Source organism: Morganella psychrotolerans (assembly GCF_001676155.1).
GTDB classification, from domain to species: domain Bacteria; phylum Pseudomonadota; class Gammaproteobacteria; order Enterobacterales; family Enterobacteriaceae; genus Morganella; species Morganella psychrotolerans.
The window spans coordinates 891,751-906,866 of the sequence record NZ_LZEW01000001.1; the positions used below are offsets into that span (position 1 = coordinate 891,751).

Sequence of the window (15,116 nt, forward strand, 5' to 3'; positions counted from 1 at the left end):
CTGAGCGTAGCCAACGAACCTGCAGTTTGAATGAATAAGGGAATATAAGGACACTTATTATGAGCGACAACACTATCACCCCGGCACAAGCTCTGATTATCGCCGATCTCGTGAACTACACTGAACAAGGGATTTCCAGCCGCGTGCTGGCAAAAAACGGCGGCGGTAACATTACTCTGTTTGCCTTTGATAAAGGTCAGGCTCTGTCTGAACACAGCGCACCGTTTGACGCCATTGTTATGGTGGCGGAAGGCAGTCTTACCCTGACTATCGCCGGTGTTCCGGTGACAGCCAAACCCGGTGAAATCATCCGTATGCCTGCCAATATTCCTCATGCGGTTGATGCACCGGAGCAGGCAAAAATGCTGCTGGTGATGTTACGCGAACCGGAAACCAAATAGGATAAACTGATGGAAAGCACACACACAGGTCATGAAGCCGGACACAAATTTCTGGCGCGGCTGGGCAAAAAACGTCTGCGTCCCGGCGGACGGATTGCTACTGAATGGCTGCTGTCGCACAGCGGGCTGCAATCTGACAGCCGCGTACTGGAAATTGCCTGCAATATGGGTACGACAGCCATTGAAATTGCACAGCGCTTTCAGTGTCATATCACCGGTATTGATATGGATAAACAAGCACTTGCCAATGCGCGGAAAAATATTCTGCAAAACGGATTATCGCACCTGGTTACCGTGCAGGAAGCCGATGCCTCAAAACTGCCGTTTCCGGATAACCATTTTGATGTTGTGATTAATGAAGCAATGCTGACCATGTATGCAGATAAAGCCAAAGCACGTCTGGTACAGGAATATTTACGGGTACTGAAACCGGGCGGGCGTCTGCTGACACATGATATCGCCCTGACCACCCCGCGTGAGGAAGAGTGCGTCACACAGGAAATGCAGGCAGCAATCCACGTAAAAGCGCAGCCGATGCTCAGCGACGACTGGCTTGCCTTGTTCCGTGATGCCGGGTTTTGTGATGTGATCCGCTCTGAAGGTGCGATGACACTGATGACCCCGAAAGGCATGCTGCACGACGAAGGTATTACCGGTACACTGAACATAATCCGCAACGCACTGAAAAAAGAGAACCGCCCGCAGTTTTTACAGATGTTCCGCCACTTCCGGGCAAACCGCGACCGGCTGCGGTATATTGCGGTGGTCAGTACGAAGTAAGCCTGTGAAATATCGGGTTGTAAGGTAATATCAAAAAATAACAAATACATCGAATAATTAACGTTTGATGTATTTGTTATCCATAATAATATACCCAACGTCATTCAAGATGCAGGAAGGCGGCAAGGGAAGACAGACGGGGAGCATACATAAGTATGTGACCCGGTAGGCTTCCCTGCGCCAACGAACCTGCTGTTTGAATGAATAAAGAAATACATCGAATAATTAATATTTGATGTATTTGTTATCCGTAATAATAAACATTATTTTCAATATTTGTTTACTCTTCATTAAACATACTCCCGATATAACGTAACTATTCTTTTTTACAATTAACTATATTGGTGAAAAATGCAAATAATATACCCTGGTAACTATTCAAACCCTGCTCTTCCGGATGATATTTTTGAGGAGGAATATTATTTCGCGAAAAAGCAACACATTCCCTGCCTGTTACTTCATCCGGAAAGTACGGTAACGGGAAAATATCAATTTTCCGGTACATTCGAACCTGATATCCCGGTTATCTGGCGCGGGTGGATGTTGAATACTGAAGAGTATCAGCAATTACACCGGGCGATTGCATTGCACGGCGGTACCATGCTGAGCTCCGTTGATGATTACATCAGAAATCATCATATTACCGGCTGGTATGAGCGTTGCCGGGAATTTACACCGGAAACCGTTATTACATCAGCCGATGCAAATTTTGATGAATTAATCTGCGACCTTCAATGGCCGGCATACTTTGTTAAAGATTATGTAAAGTCACTGACAACAAACCGGGGGTCGATCGCTGAAAATGCAGATGAAATACGGGAAATAATTAAACTGATTGCTCATTACCGCGGAGAAATTGAAGGTGGCGTCTGTCTGCGTCATATTGAATATTTTATTGAGAACACTGAGCGCCGGTATTTTATCCTTAACAAAATTGTATATTCAGCGGATAATAACATCCCGCACATTGTCTATGATATTGCTGATAAAATAAACACCCCTTTCTTCTCTGTCGATATCGCAGAAAATACAGAGAGTGAGCTACGACTGATTGAAATTGGTGACGGGCAGGTGTCAGATATTAAAGAATGGGATATGGAGAAATTTATTTCAATGCTAAATCAATAGCAAAAATAATATATTAATATTCAGGTCATGCTGCATTTTATGAAAAACTTCGCTTCCCAACTTACTGTAGTTAGTATGAAATACTACAATAATTATTAATTCTCAAATGGATTTTTATGAAAAAGAAACTATTAGTCTTATTAGGTTTTATTGCTGGCACACTTTTACTATTCTTTTACCTCAATACGGACTCACTTCATGAGAAATTAGTTAAATCATCAAATGAAATCAATGAACTGACTCCAATTAAGCTTGATCGGTTTACTACCCTGGAAAATACCGATATTGAAGGTAAAACCATGATATATAATTATAAAATATCCAAAGTTAACGCCGCGGATATTGATATAACTACTTTCTGTGCCACTGCAACCGATGAATTAATCAAAAGAGACTGTAAAAACGAAGAATTATCAGAATTACTGAATGACGGCATTAAATTTAAACACGCATACCGAGATGAATCAGGTACTCCTATCGCGACAATTAAACTTGATAAAAGTGATTGCTTCGGGAAATAATATGTCAATTACCTAATCTGCGGTTAAGCGCTTCCGGACCGCAGAATGGTCAACTCAGTAACCCCTGTGTTTTTTCTGTCACTTCAGCAGTCATTTCCGGATTAATTGAATGGGGCGCTGACAATAACAGCAGCCAGATGGACATTTTGAATGCATCATTCACGCAAAATGCCCCACCCATGCCCCATGCCGTTAATGACCTATATTGATTAACTTAAAAATCAATAAATTACAACCCACCCTCGGGCTTATTCAGGATATGATCTTCCCAGTTCTGAACCACACTTTCCGGCACGGCAATATGACGCACGGTAATACCGTTTTGGTGCATCAGGGATTTTGATCCGCTGATTAACGGATGCCAGGGTAGTAATGAATTCCCTTCTGAAATCCGGCGGTATGCGCAGGTTAACGGCAACCAGGCGTCAAATGTCAGCAGGTTTTCACGCGTCAGTTTTATGCAATCAGGCTCATAACGGAACCGGTCTTCATAATGGCGGCACTTGCAACTTTTAATATCCAGCTGATTGCAGGCAACATCCGTGAAATAAATTTCATCGGTGTCCGCGTCCATCAGTTTCTGCAAACAACACTGTCCGCAGCCATCACACAGTGATTCCCACTCTTCATCACTCATTTCATCGAGGGTTTTCACCGTCCAGAATGGTTCAGACATTTTATATTTCCTTTTTATATCTTTTATTTTTTATCTTTTACCGCGACAACCATCAGATAACCCGGGTTGTCAGCATATAATCATTAACTGCCATTTTCAGCATATCGCCGGATACCAGTGGTCCGACGCCTTCAGGGGTTCCCGTCAGAATAATATCACCCGGTCGCAGGGTGAAATAACGGGACATATAGCTTATCAGCGGCACAATCGGCGTCAGCATATCGCGGGTATTGCCCTGCTGGCGTAATTCACCATTGACGGTCAGGCTCAGCGTGACATTTTGCGGGTCCGGAAATTCATTAACCGGAATAAAACCGGATACCGGCGCTGAACCATCAAAGGCTTTGCTTTTTTCCCACGGCTGTCCGGCAGCTTTCAGTTTACTCTGAACATCCCGCAGGGTTAAATCAAGCGCGATACCAAACCCGGCAATGGCACGGGCGCAGCGATCTTCATTTGCCTGTTTCAGTGGCGCGCCAATCAGCACCGCCAATTCAGTTTCATGATGCACTTCACCAAACTCTTTCGGGATGGCAACGGGCTGGCGTAAATCACACAGTGCCGTTTCCGGTTTAATAAAAAGAAGGGGTTCTGCGGCTGTCTGAGATTTCATCTCTGCGACATGTTTCGCATAATTAAGCCCCACACAGACCACTTTACCTGCAGGAAAGTCGAGGAGAGCGCCCTGCCAGTCACGATGCTGATACATAGTTTTACCCCTTAATTTTTTATACTGATTATTTTACCGGATCCGTGCCCCGATATTATCCGCCATCAGCGAGACACTGAGCGCAAAGAAATACGAGCGGTTCCAGTGCATAATAGTGATAAAGTTCTGTGTAACCAGATACACCCGCCCCCGGTTATCTTCCGGCACAACCAGCCACAACGGAATGTTATCAGGAAGATTTGCCTGAGCAGGAAGGATCACACCCAATGCTTTCCATTGCGCCAATGTTTTGCTCTGTGTGACCTTTGTACCTTCAATTGTGCGATCGAAATCTGCCGGTAATGTGATTTCATAACCCCACGGCAACCCTTTTACCCAGCCCTCTGTTGCCAGATAATTCGCCGTGGAGGCAAAGACATCGGCTTTATTTGTCCAGATATCAACAATGCCGTCACCGTCACCATCAACCGCATAAGTCAGGTAACTGGTCGGCATAAACTGGTTCTGTCCCATCGCCCCCGCCCAGGAGCCTTTCAGTTGCTGGTCCGCCGGAATATGCCCGTCATCAATAATCTGCAATGCCGCGATAAATTGTTTTACAAACATCTCTTCACGGCGGCCTTCATAAGCCAGTGTCGCCAGCGCAGAAATTACATCCTCTTTACCCTGATAACGCCCGAAGCCGCTTTCCAGCCCCCACAACGCAACAATGTATTCCTGCGGAACACCATAATTCTGACTGATACGATCAAGAATAGCGGTATTCGCATCATATTGTTTCACTGCGGTGCTTATTGCTCCGCTGGTGACACGGCGGTTCAGGTAATCATCGAGTGTAACTTTCTTCTCAGGCTGGTTTTTATCAGACGTTATAACACGTTCAATAAAATGAAAATTCTCAAAAGCACGGGTCAGTGTCGCTTCTTTTATGCCTTCCTGACGCGCCATCGTTTTTAATTGTTCCGCATAGGCCGGAAATTGCTCTGCCGTCCGGGAGTCCGCAGGGAAATCACGCTGTAAATCGCTGACAGCCAGGCGCGGTGCAGCAGGTTTTGCTGCCGGTGCTGATGCAATCAATCCTTTGGACGTCGATACCAGTGGCTGAGATGCGCTGCATGCAGTAAGAGATACAGCAATAATAACGGAAGACAATAATGTCAGGCGCATAACGATATCCTTTCTTTCTGTTTGGCAGACATAATTATTCAGATTTATCCTGAATATCAAATAAATCCCGGTATTCCGTTAATAAATTCTCCACCGGTGGCGGGAATTGAAGATAATAACCGGACCCGGTTAATGCCTGTTTTACTTTCTCAATATCCGCATTTGCCAGTTTGTCGCGATTTGCCAGGTTAATCAGCATGCTGAACGCCGGTGTACCGAAGCTTTTCAGCAATTCTTCAGGCACGCGTGAAAAGTCATCTCTTTTTTCAATATAGAGATAGGTATGATCGCGGTTAGGACTTCTGTAAATTGCACACAACATTGGAATTATCCCGTATAAATCAAATCGTGACTTGCTAGAAAATGGCAGTAACTATAACATGCTATTGTTTTTGATAAAATCGTCACCCGGCATTGTGTCTCAGCCGTATCATTTGTGTATGTCTGAATACCGGGCCGTTTAATTACATTGAGTCGGACAGATGTCATCATCGCCAATTGAGTTAAAAGGCAGTAATTTTACGCTTTCGGTTCTTCATTTAAATAATGAGGATCCTCAGATTATTGAACAGGCAGTCCGCGAGAAAGTCGGGCAGGCGCCCGCTTTTTTCCAAAATGCGCCTGTTGTCCTGAATGTCAGTCAGATTTCATCCGGTGCAAACCTGAAAATTATCTGCCGGGCAGTGGCTGAGGCCGGTCTGTCTGTCGTCGGGATCAGCGGCTGTCAGAATGAAAAAATGCGCAAAGCGGCTATCCGCAGCGGTATTCCGCTTCTCAGTGAAGGGAAAAGTGCCAGACCCGTTACGGCTGAGCCGGATGTGTCAGAGCAGGCAGCCGCACCGGTCACTTCACCGGATACGCAAAAAACCAAACTGATTACCGTCCCTGTCCGTTCCGGGCAACGAATTTATGCGCCTAACAGTGACCTGATTGTGACCGCCAATGTCAGCGCAGGTGCTGAGCTTATCGCAGATGGCAATATTCATATTTATGGCCTGATGCGCGGACGTGTGCTGGCAGGCGCTGCCGGTGATACAGAGTGCCGGATTTTCTGCTCTCACCTGCATGCGGAACTGATTTCTATTGCCGGACAATATTGGCTGAGCGATCAAATCCCGGCGGAATTTACCGGGAAAGCCGTCAATCTCAGTCTGGTTAATAATGAACTCACTATCAACAATCTAATATAGACCTTTAACAAGGAATAATTCCATGGCACGCATTTTAGTTGTTACTTCAGGTAAAGGTGGCGTAGGCAAAACCACTTCCAGCGCGGCCATAGCGACCGGCCTTGCCCAGAAAGGAAATAAAACCGTTGTTATCGATTTTGACATCGGTTTACGTAACCTTGATTTAATCATGGGCTGCGAACGTCGCGTTGTGTATGACTTCGTGAACGTTATTCAGGGCGATGCCACACTGAACCAGGCACTGATTAAAGATAAGCGGACAGATAATTTATTTATTCTGCCCGCGTCACAAACCCGTGACAAAGATGCGCTGACCCGCGAAGGGGTCGAGAAAGTACTGAACGAATTAGGTGAGATGGACTTTGATTTTATTATCTGCGACTCACCGGCAGGGATTGAAAGCGGCGCACTGATGGCGCTTTATTTCGCTGATGAAGCCATTATTACCACCAACCCTGAAGTTTCATCTGTTCGCGACTCTGACCGTATTCTCGGGATTTTATCCTCTAAATCCCGTCGTGCGGAAAGAGGTCAGGATCCGATTAAAGAACACCTGCTGCTGACCCGCTACAATCCGGGTCGCGTCAACCGTGGTGATATGCTGAGTATGGAAGACGTACTGGAAATCCTGTGTATCCCGCTTATCGGGGTTATTCCGGAAGATCAGTCTGTTCTGCGTGCATCCAACCAGGGCGAGCCGGTTATTCTGGATCAGGAATCAGATGCGGGGAAAGCTTATGACGATGCTGTTGCCAGGATTTTGGGTGAGGATCGTCCATTCCGATTTATTGAGGAAGAGAAGAAAAGTTTCTTAAAACGCTTATTCGGGGGGTAAACCATGGCGCTGTTAGACTTCTTCCTGTCGCGAAAAAAACCGACAGCAAATATTGCAAAAGAACGCTTGCAGATAATTGTTGCAGAGCGTCGCCGCGGTGACTCTGAACCGAATTATCTTCCGGAACTGAAACGCGATTTACTGGCTGTTATCTGTAAATATGTTCAGGTGGACCCGGAAATGTTATCCGTGCAGTTTGAGCAGAAAGGTGATGATATTTCAGTTCTTGAACTGAATGTTACCCTGCCTGAAGGCGATGAAATAACTAAAAAAGAGTAGCACTGCCGTCATTACAACGGCATGATACTAACTGAATGCACAGCGGGGTAACTCACTGTGCTTTTTCTGTTTTATGCATCCGGTGCGCGGCCTGATAATGACTGAATTTCATCAACCGTTTCTGCCAGTAGTGCTTCCAGCAGTGGTTTACGCCAGCCGCTGAGCAGCTCCGGCTCGCCCTGCTGTGCTTTACAATCCCATACTTTATTCAGGTATTGATTGATCTGACGACGTGATGCCAGTAACTCCGGACTAAACTGTTCCGTTTCACTCAGCGTTGTAACGCGGGCTTTAATCGCTTTGAATGTTTTACGGTATAACGGATGATCGGACACATTTTCCACCGGTGGCGGACATTCGCTGTCATCCAAATCGCGGCACTCATCCACAATTGCCAGCACCCGTTTGCCGTGGCAGCGGATCTCCTGCCCGGTAAAATCTAACCCGTCCAGCTCACCCAGTGATGTTGGCATATAACGCGCCACTTTCCACAGGTGCTCTTCCCTGACAACAAAATTGACAGCCATATCCCGCTCACGGGCCTGCTCAAGCCGCCACTGCGCCAGTTTCTGTAAACAGGCCAATTGTTGCGGACGCAATAATCCCGCCCCGCTGAACTCTTTATAGACCTCAGTCGGCTCTGCCTGTTTAATCCGCCGTTGTACCATCAGGGCGCACTCTTCCTGTGCTGCCTGCGTACAGCCCGCTTCCTGTACTTTTTTTGTCAGTATTTCTGCCAGCGGCAGCAGATAATACACATCTGCCGCAGCGTATTCACACTGTCTTGCTGTCAGCGGACGCGCCAGCCAGTCCGTGCGGGACTCACTTTTATCCAGTGCTGTACCCAGATAGGTTTCCACCAGTGATGCAAATCCGCAGGACAGCGGATGACCGACAAACGCCGCCAGAATCTGAGTATCCACCATCGGGTGTGGTACACAGTTCAGGCTGTTGAGGAAAACTTCAATATCTTCGCTGCCTGCATGCAGATATTTCACCATATCCGGGGCGGTCAGCAGTTGTTGTAATGGCGCCCAGTCTGTAATGCCCAGCGGATCGACAAGTGCAAGGTGTTCCCCGTCGTAAAGCTGAACCAGACCGAGGTGCGGGTAGTATGTCCGGATACGGATAAATTCGGTATCCAGAGCAAGAAATGGCTTGCCTGCAACCTGTTCACAGAATGCAGCAAGCTGCGTATCGCTGGTAATCAACTGATGATTCAAAACAACTTCTCTTAGTCTTTAACGACGTGATTAATAAATGATTATACTCGTCATACTTCAGGATGCCCGGTCGGAGCTTGTCGCCTGCATGCATACTGAATTATTCAGAGTATAGAAATAGAATAACTCAATAAATTATACTAATTCAATAAAAAGCAATAACACCGGTAAGCACCGGCGTTATTATTTTGCAACCGGACGGGGTGTCATGCAACCGGCTGAGTCTGTGTTTTTTGTTTTTCTTCGTTACGTAATTCGCGGCGTAAAATTTTACCGACATTGGATTTTGGTAACTCATCACGAAATTCAATGATTTTCGGTACTTTATAACCGGTCAGATAACGGCGGCAATGTGAACGCAGCTCATCTTCTGTCAGTGAGGGATCTTTGCGCACAATAAACACTTTGACAGTTTCGCCGGAGCTTTCGCTCTCCACACCAACAGCGGCACATTCCAGTACGCCCGGATGCAATACAACCGCCTCTTCAACTTCATTCGGGTAAACATTAAACCCGGACACCAGGATCATGTCTTTTTTGCGATCAACAATATGCAGAAAACCGTTTTCATCAAACTGTGCGATGTCCCCGGTTGCCACCCAGCCATCTTTTAACACTTCAGCAGTGGCATCCGGCCGGTTCCAGTACCCTTTCATAACCTGCGGGCCACTGACCCACATTTCGCCCGGCTGACCTTCCGGTACGTCGTTACCGTCATCATCAACCAGACGGATATCCGTGGACGGCACAGGAAAGCCGATACTGCCGCTGTAATTTTTCAGATTATGTGGATTACCGGCAACCAGCGGCGAACATTCTGTCAGCCCGTAACCTTCCAGCAAGTGTTTGCCGGTCAGGGCTTCCCAGCGCTCAGCCACGGCTTTTTGCACCGGCATGCCCCCGCCGACAGAAAGGTTCAGCGTGGAAAAATCCAGTTTGCGAAACTCCGGGTCATTTACCCAGACATTGAATAATGTATTTACCCCGGTTATCGCCGTGAACGGGTATTTGCCCAGTTCTTTGATAGTGCCGCTGACATCCCGCGGATTAGTGATTAACAGGTTGCGTCCACCGGTTTCAAGGAATAACAGGCAGTTCACTGTCAGGGCAAAAACATGATACAGCGGCAGCGCCGTCACAATCAGCTCTTTTCCGACACTCAGTTCAGGAATGTACGCAGCACGCGCCTGTTCCAGATTTGCCAGCATATTACGGTGTGTCAGCATCGCCCCTTTGGCAACACCGGTTGTTCCGCCGGTGTATTGCAAAAAAGCGAGGTCTTCCCGGTGAATATCCGGTTTGACATACTGCATGCGGTAGCCCTGATAGATAGCCCGGCGAAAAGAGATAGCATCCGGCAGGTTATATTTCGGTACCAGTCGTTTGATGTATTTGACGACAAAATCCACCAGCGTCGCTTTGGGACGGGAGAGTTGATCACCCATGCGGGTCAAGATAACGTGGCGAATTTGTGTGTTAAATACAATTTTTTCAAGCGTGTGTGCAAAATTGGATACAATGACGATTGCGGCACAACCGCTGTCATTTAACTGATGTTCTAACTCTCTTGGTGTATAGAGCGGGTTCACATTGACGACAACCATCCCTGCCCGCAGAACCCCGAACATCGCGATAGGGTATTGCAGTAAGTTCGGCATCATCAGGGCAACCCTGTCCCCTTTTTTCAGCCCCAATCCGTTTTGCAGATAGGCGGCAAAAGCACGGCTGCGCTCTTCCAGTTTCCGGTACGTCATCACCTCGCCCATATTAATGAACGCAGGTTGGTCCGCAAAGCGGGATACCGCATTTTCCAGCATCTCTGCCATAGAGGCGTAGGTGTCAGGATTGATATCCGCCGGGACGTCTTCCGGATAGTGTTTAAGCCAGACTCTTTCCAAGATTTTACTCCTAATGATTGCTGCTTATCTCAGACCCTGCCGGTATTAACAAAGTATTTACATAACCGGCGGTTTCAGACAATTAATCTGTTTCAGGTTGAGAGACACATCACTAATTTATTTTACAAATACAGATAATAATTGAGGCGGCAAATGCCGCCTCTTAATTTATTCATATTAAACAGACAATAATGATAACGTCTGCTTATAAAAACGTATGTGATTGTACACCCAAATCCGCATTTATGCTGAATTTTAAGGTGTTACCATCCGTAAATCACCCTGATTATGGTACCAGGTAATCCTGTACCACAGCAGGTCCCGGCGGATAATACCAGCCGCCGCCATAATAGCCGCCACCGTAATAGCCGTTTTGCCAGCGCCATGGATCAGGTCCGTAAACCGGCGGCGGCATCATCACCTGCTGTGATCTATGCCAGCGCTGATAACCGGTGACATCGATCACCGGGAACGTGTATGCCACTTCCCCGATATTCCCCTGTTTTGTGCCGTTCAATGTGCCGATAACCGTAACGTACTGGTCAAGGAAATTGCTTGGCTCGAGGAAACCGTTAATCCGTGCGTACATTCTGCCGGTTGTGACTGACCCGAGGAATGGCGCACCTGAGCTGTTAAGCGGCATAACGGCAATCTCTAACTGAGTGGTATCCGGCTGATTCAGTACATTCAGAACACGCCCGCCGAAACGCGCTTCCATGCCTTTATAGGCCTGCGGGGCTTTTTGCGCCGCAGAAAAATCCGTAACCAGAGACGGACCGGTACCTTTGATAGCATCCGGCACCGTAGCGCAGCCCGTCAGCGCCAGCGTGGTAATCACAACACAATATTTCAGGCTACTCTTCAGGCGACTATGTAAGCGATTCATCATAACAGTGACCTCTTGTGACAGACCCGATACTCTTATTGTGGCTTATGTCCGGCGATTCAACAATTGACGCCGTCAATATTTTTGCACTATTCCCTGCCCGGCAATTTTTTCCAGGTCACTTCATTACGCAGATAGACCGGTTCCGCTGATTCTGCCGCAACCGTTTCGCCCTGCTGCAGAGCAATGACCGCCAGCGGCAGCATATCCTGAGCATGGGGCAGTGTAATGTCCGTCATCTGTGTTGGTGCGCTGATGGCACCCTGCATATCCGGATACGCCGCCCAGCCTGTACCGGCAAGTCCCCATTCGCCGGAAAGTCCGGCACAGCGGGCAATGAAATCTGCCGGTTTCAGTACCGCTTCTGCTGATTGTGCATGAAATACGCCCTGCTCATCACGTATATAGACGGCGCAGTAGATTTCATCCATGCGGGCATCAATGGCAATCAGCGCCCGGGTAAGTCCGGTGGTGCGGAAAACCCCTTCAGCCATGGTTTTCAGCGACGAAATACCAATCATCGGCAGCTCTGCGCCAAGCGCCAGCCCCTGAGCGGTGCCGACACCAATACGCACGCCTGTAAAACTCCCGGGTCCCTGACCAAACGCCAGTGCATCGAGATCCTGTAGCCTGACATTCTGCTGCGCCAGCACTGCCTGCACCATCGGCAGAATACGCTGCGTATGCTCACGCGGGGTCACAGCAAAATCAGCGGTGATTTCGCCGTTATTATAAAGCGCAACAGAACAGGCTTCGGTTGCGGTGTCTAACGCTAAAATTCGGGTGGACATGCCATAACTCCGGCAAAGAAAAGTAAGGTTTATGGTAGCAAAAAAAATCATCATGACAGAATATTTACCCTGATAAGTGATCATTCTTGCGATTATTCGTCAGATATCTGCCCGCGCTGCGCATGCCGGGCGGCCAGAAATTCAGCGGCTTTCACCAGTGAACGTGTGCGGGGTGAAGGCGGCAGGCTTTTCAGGAAGATTTCACCATAAGGGCGCATAACGATCCTGCTGTCACAGATAACAATCACGCCATAATCCTGCGTATCACGTATCAGCCGCCCGACGCCCTGTTTAAGGCTTATTACCGCATCAGGGATTTGCACATCACGAAACGGATCACCGCCCCGCACTGCGCAATCTTCCATCCGGGCTTTCAGCAGCGGATCGTCCGGGGCCGTAAACGGCAGTTTGTCGATAATGACACAGGTCAGTGCATCACCACGCACATCCACACCTTCCCAGAAACTGCTGGTTGCAACCAGCAATGCATTTCCGGATGAGACAAAATCACTGAGTAACTGACTCTTACTGGTTTCGCCCTGAACAAGTACCGGCAATGTCAGTGACTGACGAAATTCTGATGCGAGGTCGCGCATCATCTGATGTGAGGTACATAAAAAGAAGCAGCGCCCGCGATTCTGGTTGATAAGCGGTCTGAGTTGTTCCGCCAGTTGCTTTGCCGCGCCGTACTGATTCGGCACCGGCAGAAAACGCGGGACACACAGTAACGTTTGTTCCTGAAAATTAAACGGACTCGGCAGAATAAGGGTTTCCGCGCTGTCCAGCCCCAGACGGCGGGTAAAATGATGAAGATCGTCATTGACGGACAGTGTCGCGGACGTAAACACCCAGGCGATATTCGCACTACTCATCATTTCACGGAATTTATCTTCCACCGTGAGCGGTGTCAGTGCCAGCAGGAAGTGACGTCCGTAACTTTCAAACCAGTAACTGTATCCCGGAATGGAAACGTCTTTCAGGCGTTTCAGCCGGTTACGGTAAACCGTTGCCCGCTCAAAAGCCGCATCCAGCATTGCGGAGCGCCCGAGAGACAGTTTCATCACGTCATAACAGAGTTCCAGCGTATCATCGAGGCGGGTTATCGCCTGCTGAATATGCGGCTTTGCCAGTAATTCGCGCAGATTACCACGATAACCGGTATCCCCCAGCGCCAGACGGAAATCCTGTGTGCACATAGTCAGGCGATCTGCACATTTTTGCAGTTGCGCCTGGTCGCGCAGCTCTGTCCGGTAAGCCATAATGATATCGCGCGTGAGATCAAATAACTGGCGGCTGCTGAGTTGCTGACCGAAATACTGGCTGGCGATATCCGGAATCTGATGCGCTTCATCGAAAATAATCACTTCCGCTTCCGGGATTAATTCCCCGAACCCGGTATCTTTCACCACCCGATCAGCCATAAACAGATGATGGTTTACCACCACCACGTCCGCATCCAGCGCCTTGCGCCTGGCTTTCAGAACAAAACAGTCTTTATATTGCGGACAGTCACTGCCGAGGCAATTATCATTGGTGCTGGTAATCAGCGGCCAGACCGGACTGTCTTCCGGAATATCATGGCAGGTGCTGATGTCACCCAGTTCAGTCACGCTTGCCCAGCGCCGCGCTGAGACTATCCGGCTCAGCGTTTCATTATCCATATTGACATCACCGAGCGCCTGCTGATCCAGCCGCTCCAGACAAAGGTAATTCGAGCGTCCTTTCAGCAGCGCGACTTTGCCGTTATAGTCCAGCGCCTGAATAATGGTCGGGAGATCACGGTTATAGAGCTGATCCTGCAACGCTTTCGAGCCGGTGGAGATAATCGTCTTCTTTCCGGCGCGCAACGCGGGCACCAGATAGGCGTAGGTTTTCCCGGTCCCGGTGCCGGCTTCTGCCACCAACTGACCTTGTGTTTCAATCGCCCGGCTGATGGCGGCGGACATGGTCACCTGCGCTTCCCGCGGTTGGAAACCGGGGATCACCTGAGCTAACCTGCCATTTTTTGCAAAATCGTCTGACACGCGCGTTCTCTTCTGACAAAATAGACCGCAATTATGCCAAGGGTTGAGCGATAGCACCACCTTGCTGTGTAAGAAACTGGATATATTTACAGGAGAGAGAATGACAATTCAGCGAATTGACCCGGAAGACCGCTGGTCTGAAGCCGTTGTGCACAATAACACTATTTATTACACCAGTGTCCCGGAAGACCTGAGCGGCGATATTACCGCGCAGACAACCAGTGCGCTGCACGCGATTGATAAAATACTTGCCCGCGCCGGTTCAGATAAAACAAAAATCCTGGATGCCACGATTTTCCTGGCGGATAAAGCAAATTTTGCCGGAATGAATGCCGCATGGGATGCCTGGGTTGCTCACGGCAGTGCACCGGTGCGCTGTACTGTTGAAGCAGCACTGATGAATCCTGATTATAAAGTTGAAATCAAGATTATTGCTGCGGTGTAGGTTTTGAGGAAAGCAGAGGTTTGCTGAAAAACAGTGTTTTCTGTGAATATATAGTGCCTCTGCTGATGACGGGCAAAAACGAAAAGTCGCTGTAAACACATCCGTGTGCGCTCAGGCGCGTCATCCATGACGCGCATGCTTTTCGTTTCCCTGCCCGTCATCGCAGGTTTACCCGGACATCCGGTATCTCTGTTTTTTATTG

The 15,116-nt window shown here is 48.3% G+C and carries 18 protein-coding genes; 8 read left to right on the forward strand and 10 right to left on the reverse strand.

Annotated features, from left to right (window positions below; translation table 11 throughout):
• The first annotated feature begins 59 nt into the window (after positions 1–59).
• The 4 genes from AYY16_RS04375 to AYY16_RS04390 all read left to right on the forward strand — a co-directional run bounded on the left by AYY16_RS04375 (position 60) and on the right by AYY16_RS04390 (position 2,830).
• Entirely contained in the window at positions 60–401 is a 342-nt protein-coding gene (locus tag AYY16_RS04375; RefSeq protein WP_067362542.1) for a cupin domain-containing protein, read from the forward strand.
• A gap of 9 nt (positions 402–410) precedes the next feature.
• Positions 411–1,181 (forward strand): class I SAM-dependent methyltransferase, encoded by a 771-nt coding sequence (locus tag AYY16_RS04380; RefSeq protein WP_067362545.1) that lies wholly within the window; start codon positions 411–413, stop codon positions 1,179–1,181.
• A gap of 351 nt (positions 1,182–1,532) precedes the next feature.
• Positions 1,533–2,309, forward strand: a complete 777-nt coding sequence (locus AYY16_RS04385) for an ATP-grasp domain-containing protein (RefSeq protein ID WP_067362548.1) — start codon at positions 1,533–1,535, stop codon at positions 2,307–2,309.
• Positions 2,310–2,425: 116 nt separating this feature from the next.
• Positions 2,426–2,830: a hypothetical protein gene (locus tag AYY16_RS04390; RefSeq protein WP_067362551.1), complete on the forward strand. Its 405-nt coding sequence runs from the start codon at positions 2,426–2,428 to the stop codon at positions 2,828–2,830.
• Positions 2,831–2,879: 49 nt separating this feature from the next.
• Here AYY16_RS04390 and AYY16_RS21390 read toward each other — a convergent pair whose 3' ends face one another.
• The 5 genes from AYY16_RS21390 to AYY16_RS04410 are packed head-to-tail and all read right to left on the reverse strand — an operon-like array spanning position 2,880 to position 5,665.
• Positions 2,880–3,011: a replication initiation negative regulator SeqA gene (locus tag AYY16_RS21390; protein WP_150384680.1), complete on the reverse strand. Its 132-nt coding sequence runs from the start codon at positions 3,009–3,011 to the stop codon at positions 2,880–2,882.
• A 48-nt stretch (positions 3,012–3,059) separates the two neighbouring features.
• The gene (locus AYY16_RS04395) at positions 3,060–3,506 is read right to left on the reverse strand and encodes a YcgN family cysteine cluster protein (RefSeq protein WP_067362554.1); all 447 of its coding nucleotides are present in this window, start codon (positions 3,504–3,506) and stop codon (positions 3,060–3,062) included.
• Positions 3,507–3,558: 52 nt separating this feature from the next.
• Positions 3,559–4,215 (reverse strand): fumarylacetoacetate hydrolase family protein, encoded by a 657-nt coding sequence (locus tag AYY16_RS04400; protein ID WP_067362557.1) that lies wholly within the window; start codon positions 4,213–4,215, stop codon positions 3,559–3,561.
• A gap of 33 nt (positions 4,216–4,248) precedes the next feature.
• Positions 4,249–5,343: a lytic murein transglycosylase gene (locus AYY16_RS04405; RefSeq protein ID WP_067362560.1), complete on the reverse strand. Its 1,095-nt coding sequence runs from the start codon at positions 5,341–5,343 to the stop codon at positions 4,249–4,251.
• A gap of 34 nt (positions 5,344–5,377) precedes the next feature.
• Positions 5,378–5,665, reverse strand: a complete 288-nt coding sequence (locus AYY16_RS04410) for a YcgL domain-containing protein (RefSeq protein ID WP_067362563.1) — start codon at positions 5,663–5,665, stop codon at positions 5,378–5,380.
• A 160-nt stretch (positions 5,666–5,825) separates the two neighbouring features.
• Between AYY16_RS04410 and minC the strand changes: the two genes are divergently transcribed.
• Genes minC through minE form a run of 3 tightly spaced genes read left to right on the forward strand, consistent with a single transcriptional unit; the run spans position 5,826 to position 7,647 of the window.
• Positions 5,826–6,533: a septum site-determining protein MinC gene (gene minC / locus AYY16_RS04415; RefSeq protein ID WP_067362566.1), complete on the forward strand. Its 708-nt coding sequence runs from the start codon at positions 5,826–5,828 to the stop codon at positions 6,531–6,533.
• A gap of 22 nt (positions 6,534–6,555) precedes the next feature.
• Positions 6,556–7,368, forward strand: coding sequence for a septum site-determining protein MinD (gene minD, locus AYY16_RS04420; RefSeq protein WP_067362569.1), 813 nt, complete (start codon positions 6,556–6,558; stop codon positions 7,366–7,368).
• A 3-nt stretch (positions 7,369–7,371) separates the two neighbouring features.
• Complete coding sequence (gene minE, locus AYY16_RS04425; RefSeq protein WP_067362572.1) at positions 7,372–7,647, forward strand: cell division topological specificity factor MinE; 276 nt, start codon at positions 7,372–7,374, stop codon at positions 7,645–7,647.
• Between the two features lie 71 nt (positions 7,648–7,718).
• On the opposite strand, the gene rnd is transcribed toward minE, so the two are convergent.
• The 5 genes from rnd to AYY16_RS04450 all read right to left on the reverse strand — a co-directional run bounded on the left by rnd (position 7,719) and on the right by AYY16_RS04450 (position 14,469).
• Positions 7,719–8,870 (reverse strand): ribonuclease D, encoded by a 1,152-nt coding sequence (rnd, locus tag AYY16_RS04430; RefSeq protein WP_067362575.1) that lies wholly within the window; start codon positions 8,868–8,870, stop codon positions 7,719–7,721.
• A 206-nt stretch (positions 8,871–9,076) separates the two neighbouring features.
• Complete coding sequence (gene fadD / locus AYY16_RS04435; protein WP_067362579.1) at positions 9,077–10,768, reverse strand: long-chain-fatty-acid--CoA ligase FadD; 1,692 nt, start codon at positions 10,766–10,768, stop codon at positions 9,077–9,079.
• Between the two features lie 286 nt (positions 10,769–11,054).
• On the reverse strand, positions 11,055–11,654 hold the full coding sequence (locus tag AYY16_RS04440; protein ID WP_223861198.1) for a Slp family lipoprotein: 600 nt from the start codon (positions 11,652–11,654) through the stop codon (positions 11,055–11,057).
• Positions 11,655–11,743: 89 nt separating this feature from the next.
• On the reverse strand, positions 11,744–12,445 hold the full coding sequence (gene tsaB / locus AYY16_RS04445) for a tRNA (adenosine(37)-N6)-threonylcarbamoyltransferase complex dimerization subunit type 1 TsaB (protein WP_067362586.1): 702 nt from the start codon (positions 12,443–12,445) through the stop codon (positions 11,744–11,746).
• A 92-nt stretch (positions 12,446–12,537) separates the two neighbouring features.
• Complete coding sequence (locus AYY16_RS04450) at positions 12,538–14,469, reverse strand: ATP-dependent DNA helicase (protein ID WP_067362589.1); 1,932 nt, start codon at positions 14,467–14,469, stop codon at positions 12,538–12,540.
• Positions 14,470–14,569: 100 nt separating this feature from the next.
• On the opposite strand from AYY16_RS04450, the gene AYY16_RS04455 reads away from it, so the two are divergent.
• A complete protein-coding gene (locus tag AYY16_RS04455; RefSeq protein WP_067362592.1) occupies positions 14,570–14,914 on the forward strand; it encodes a RidA family protein in 345 nt (114 codons plus the stop codon).
• Positions 14,915–15,116 lie beyond the last annotated feature (202 nt).

Excerpts from the sequence above, each read along its gene's own strand:
- AYY16_RS04375 (WP_067362542.1), top strand. The coding sequence starts at position 60 with ATGAGCGACAACACTATCACCCCGGCACAAGCTCTGATTATCGCCGAT.
- AYY16_RS04380 (WP_067362545.1), top strand. The coding sequence starts at position 411 with ATGGAAAGCACACACACAGGTCATGAAGCCGGACACAAATTTCTGGCG.
- AYY16_RS04385 (WP_067362548.1), top strand. The coding sequence starts at position 1,533 with ATGCAAATAATATACCCTGGTAACTATTCAAACCCTGCTCTTCCGGAT.
- AYY16_RS04390 (WP_067362551.1), top strand. The coding sequence starts at position 2,426 with ATGAAAAAGAAACTATTAGTCTTATTAGGTTTTATTGCTGGCACACTT.
- AYY16_RS21390 (WP_150384680.1), bottom strand. The coding sequence starts at position 3,011 with ATGGGTGGGGCATTTTGCGTGAATGATGCATTCAAAATGTCCATCTGG.
- AYY16_RS04395 (WP_067362554.1), bottom strand. The coding sequence starts at position 3,506 with ATGTCTGAACCATTCTGGACGGTGAAAACCCTCGATGAAATGAGTGAT.
- AYY16_RS04400 (WP_067362557.1), bottom strand. The coding sequence starts at position 4,215 with ATGTATCAGCATCGTGACTGGCAGGGCGCTCTCCTCGACTTTCCTGCA.
- AYY16_RS04405 (WP_067362560.1), bottom strand. The coding sequence starts at position 5,343 with ATGCGCCTGACATTATTGTCTTCCGTTATTATTGCTGTATCTCTTACT.
- AYY16_RS04410 (WP_067362563.1), bottom strand. The coding sequence starts at position 5,665 with ATGTTGTGTGCAATTTACAGAAGTCCTAACCGCGATCATACCTATCTC.
- minC (WP_067362566.1), top strand. The coding sequence starts at position 5,826 with ATGTCATCATCGCCAATTGAGTTAAAAGGCAGTAATTTTACGCTTTCG.
- minD (WP_067362569.1), top strand. The coding sequence starts at position 6,556 with ATGGCACGCATTTTAGTTGTTACTTCAGGTAAAGGTGGCGTAGGCAAA.
- minE (WP_067362572.1), top strand. The coding sequence starts at position 7,372 with ATGGCGCTGTTAGACTTCTTCCTGTCGCGAAAAAAACCGACAGCAAAT.
- AYY16_RS04440 (WP_223861198.1), bottom strand. The coding sequence starts at position 11,654 with ATGAATCGCTTACATAGTCGCCTGAAGAGTAGCCTGAAATATTGTGTT.
- tsaB (WP_067362586.1), bottom strand. The coding sequence starts at position 12,445 with ATGTCCACCCGAATTTTAGCGTTAGACACCGCAACCGAAGCCTGTTCT.
- AYY16_RS04455 (WP_067362592.1), top strand. The coding sequence starts at position 14,570 with ATGACAATTCAGCGAATTGACCCGGAAGACCGCTGGTCTGAAGCCGTT.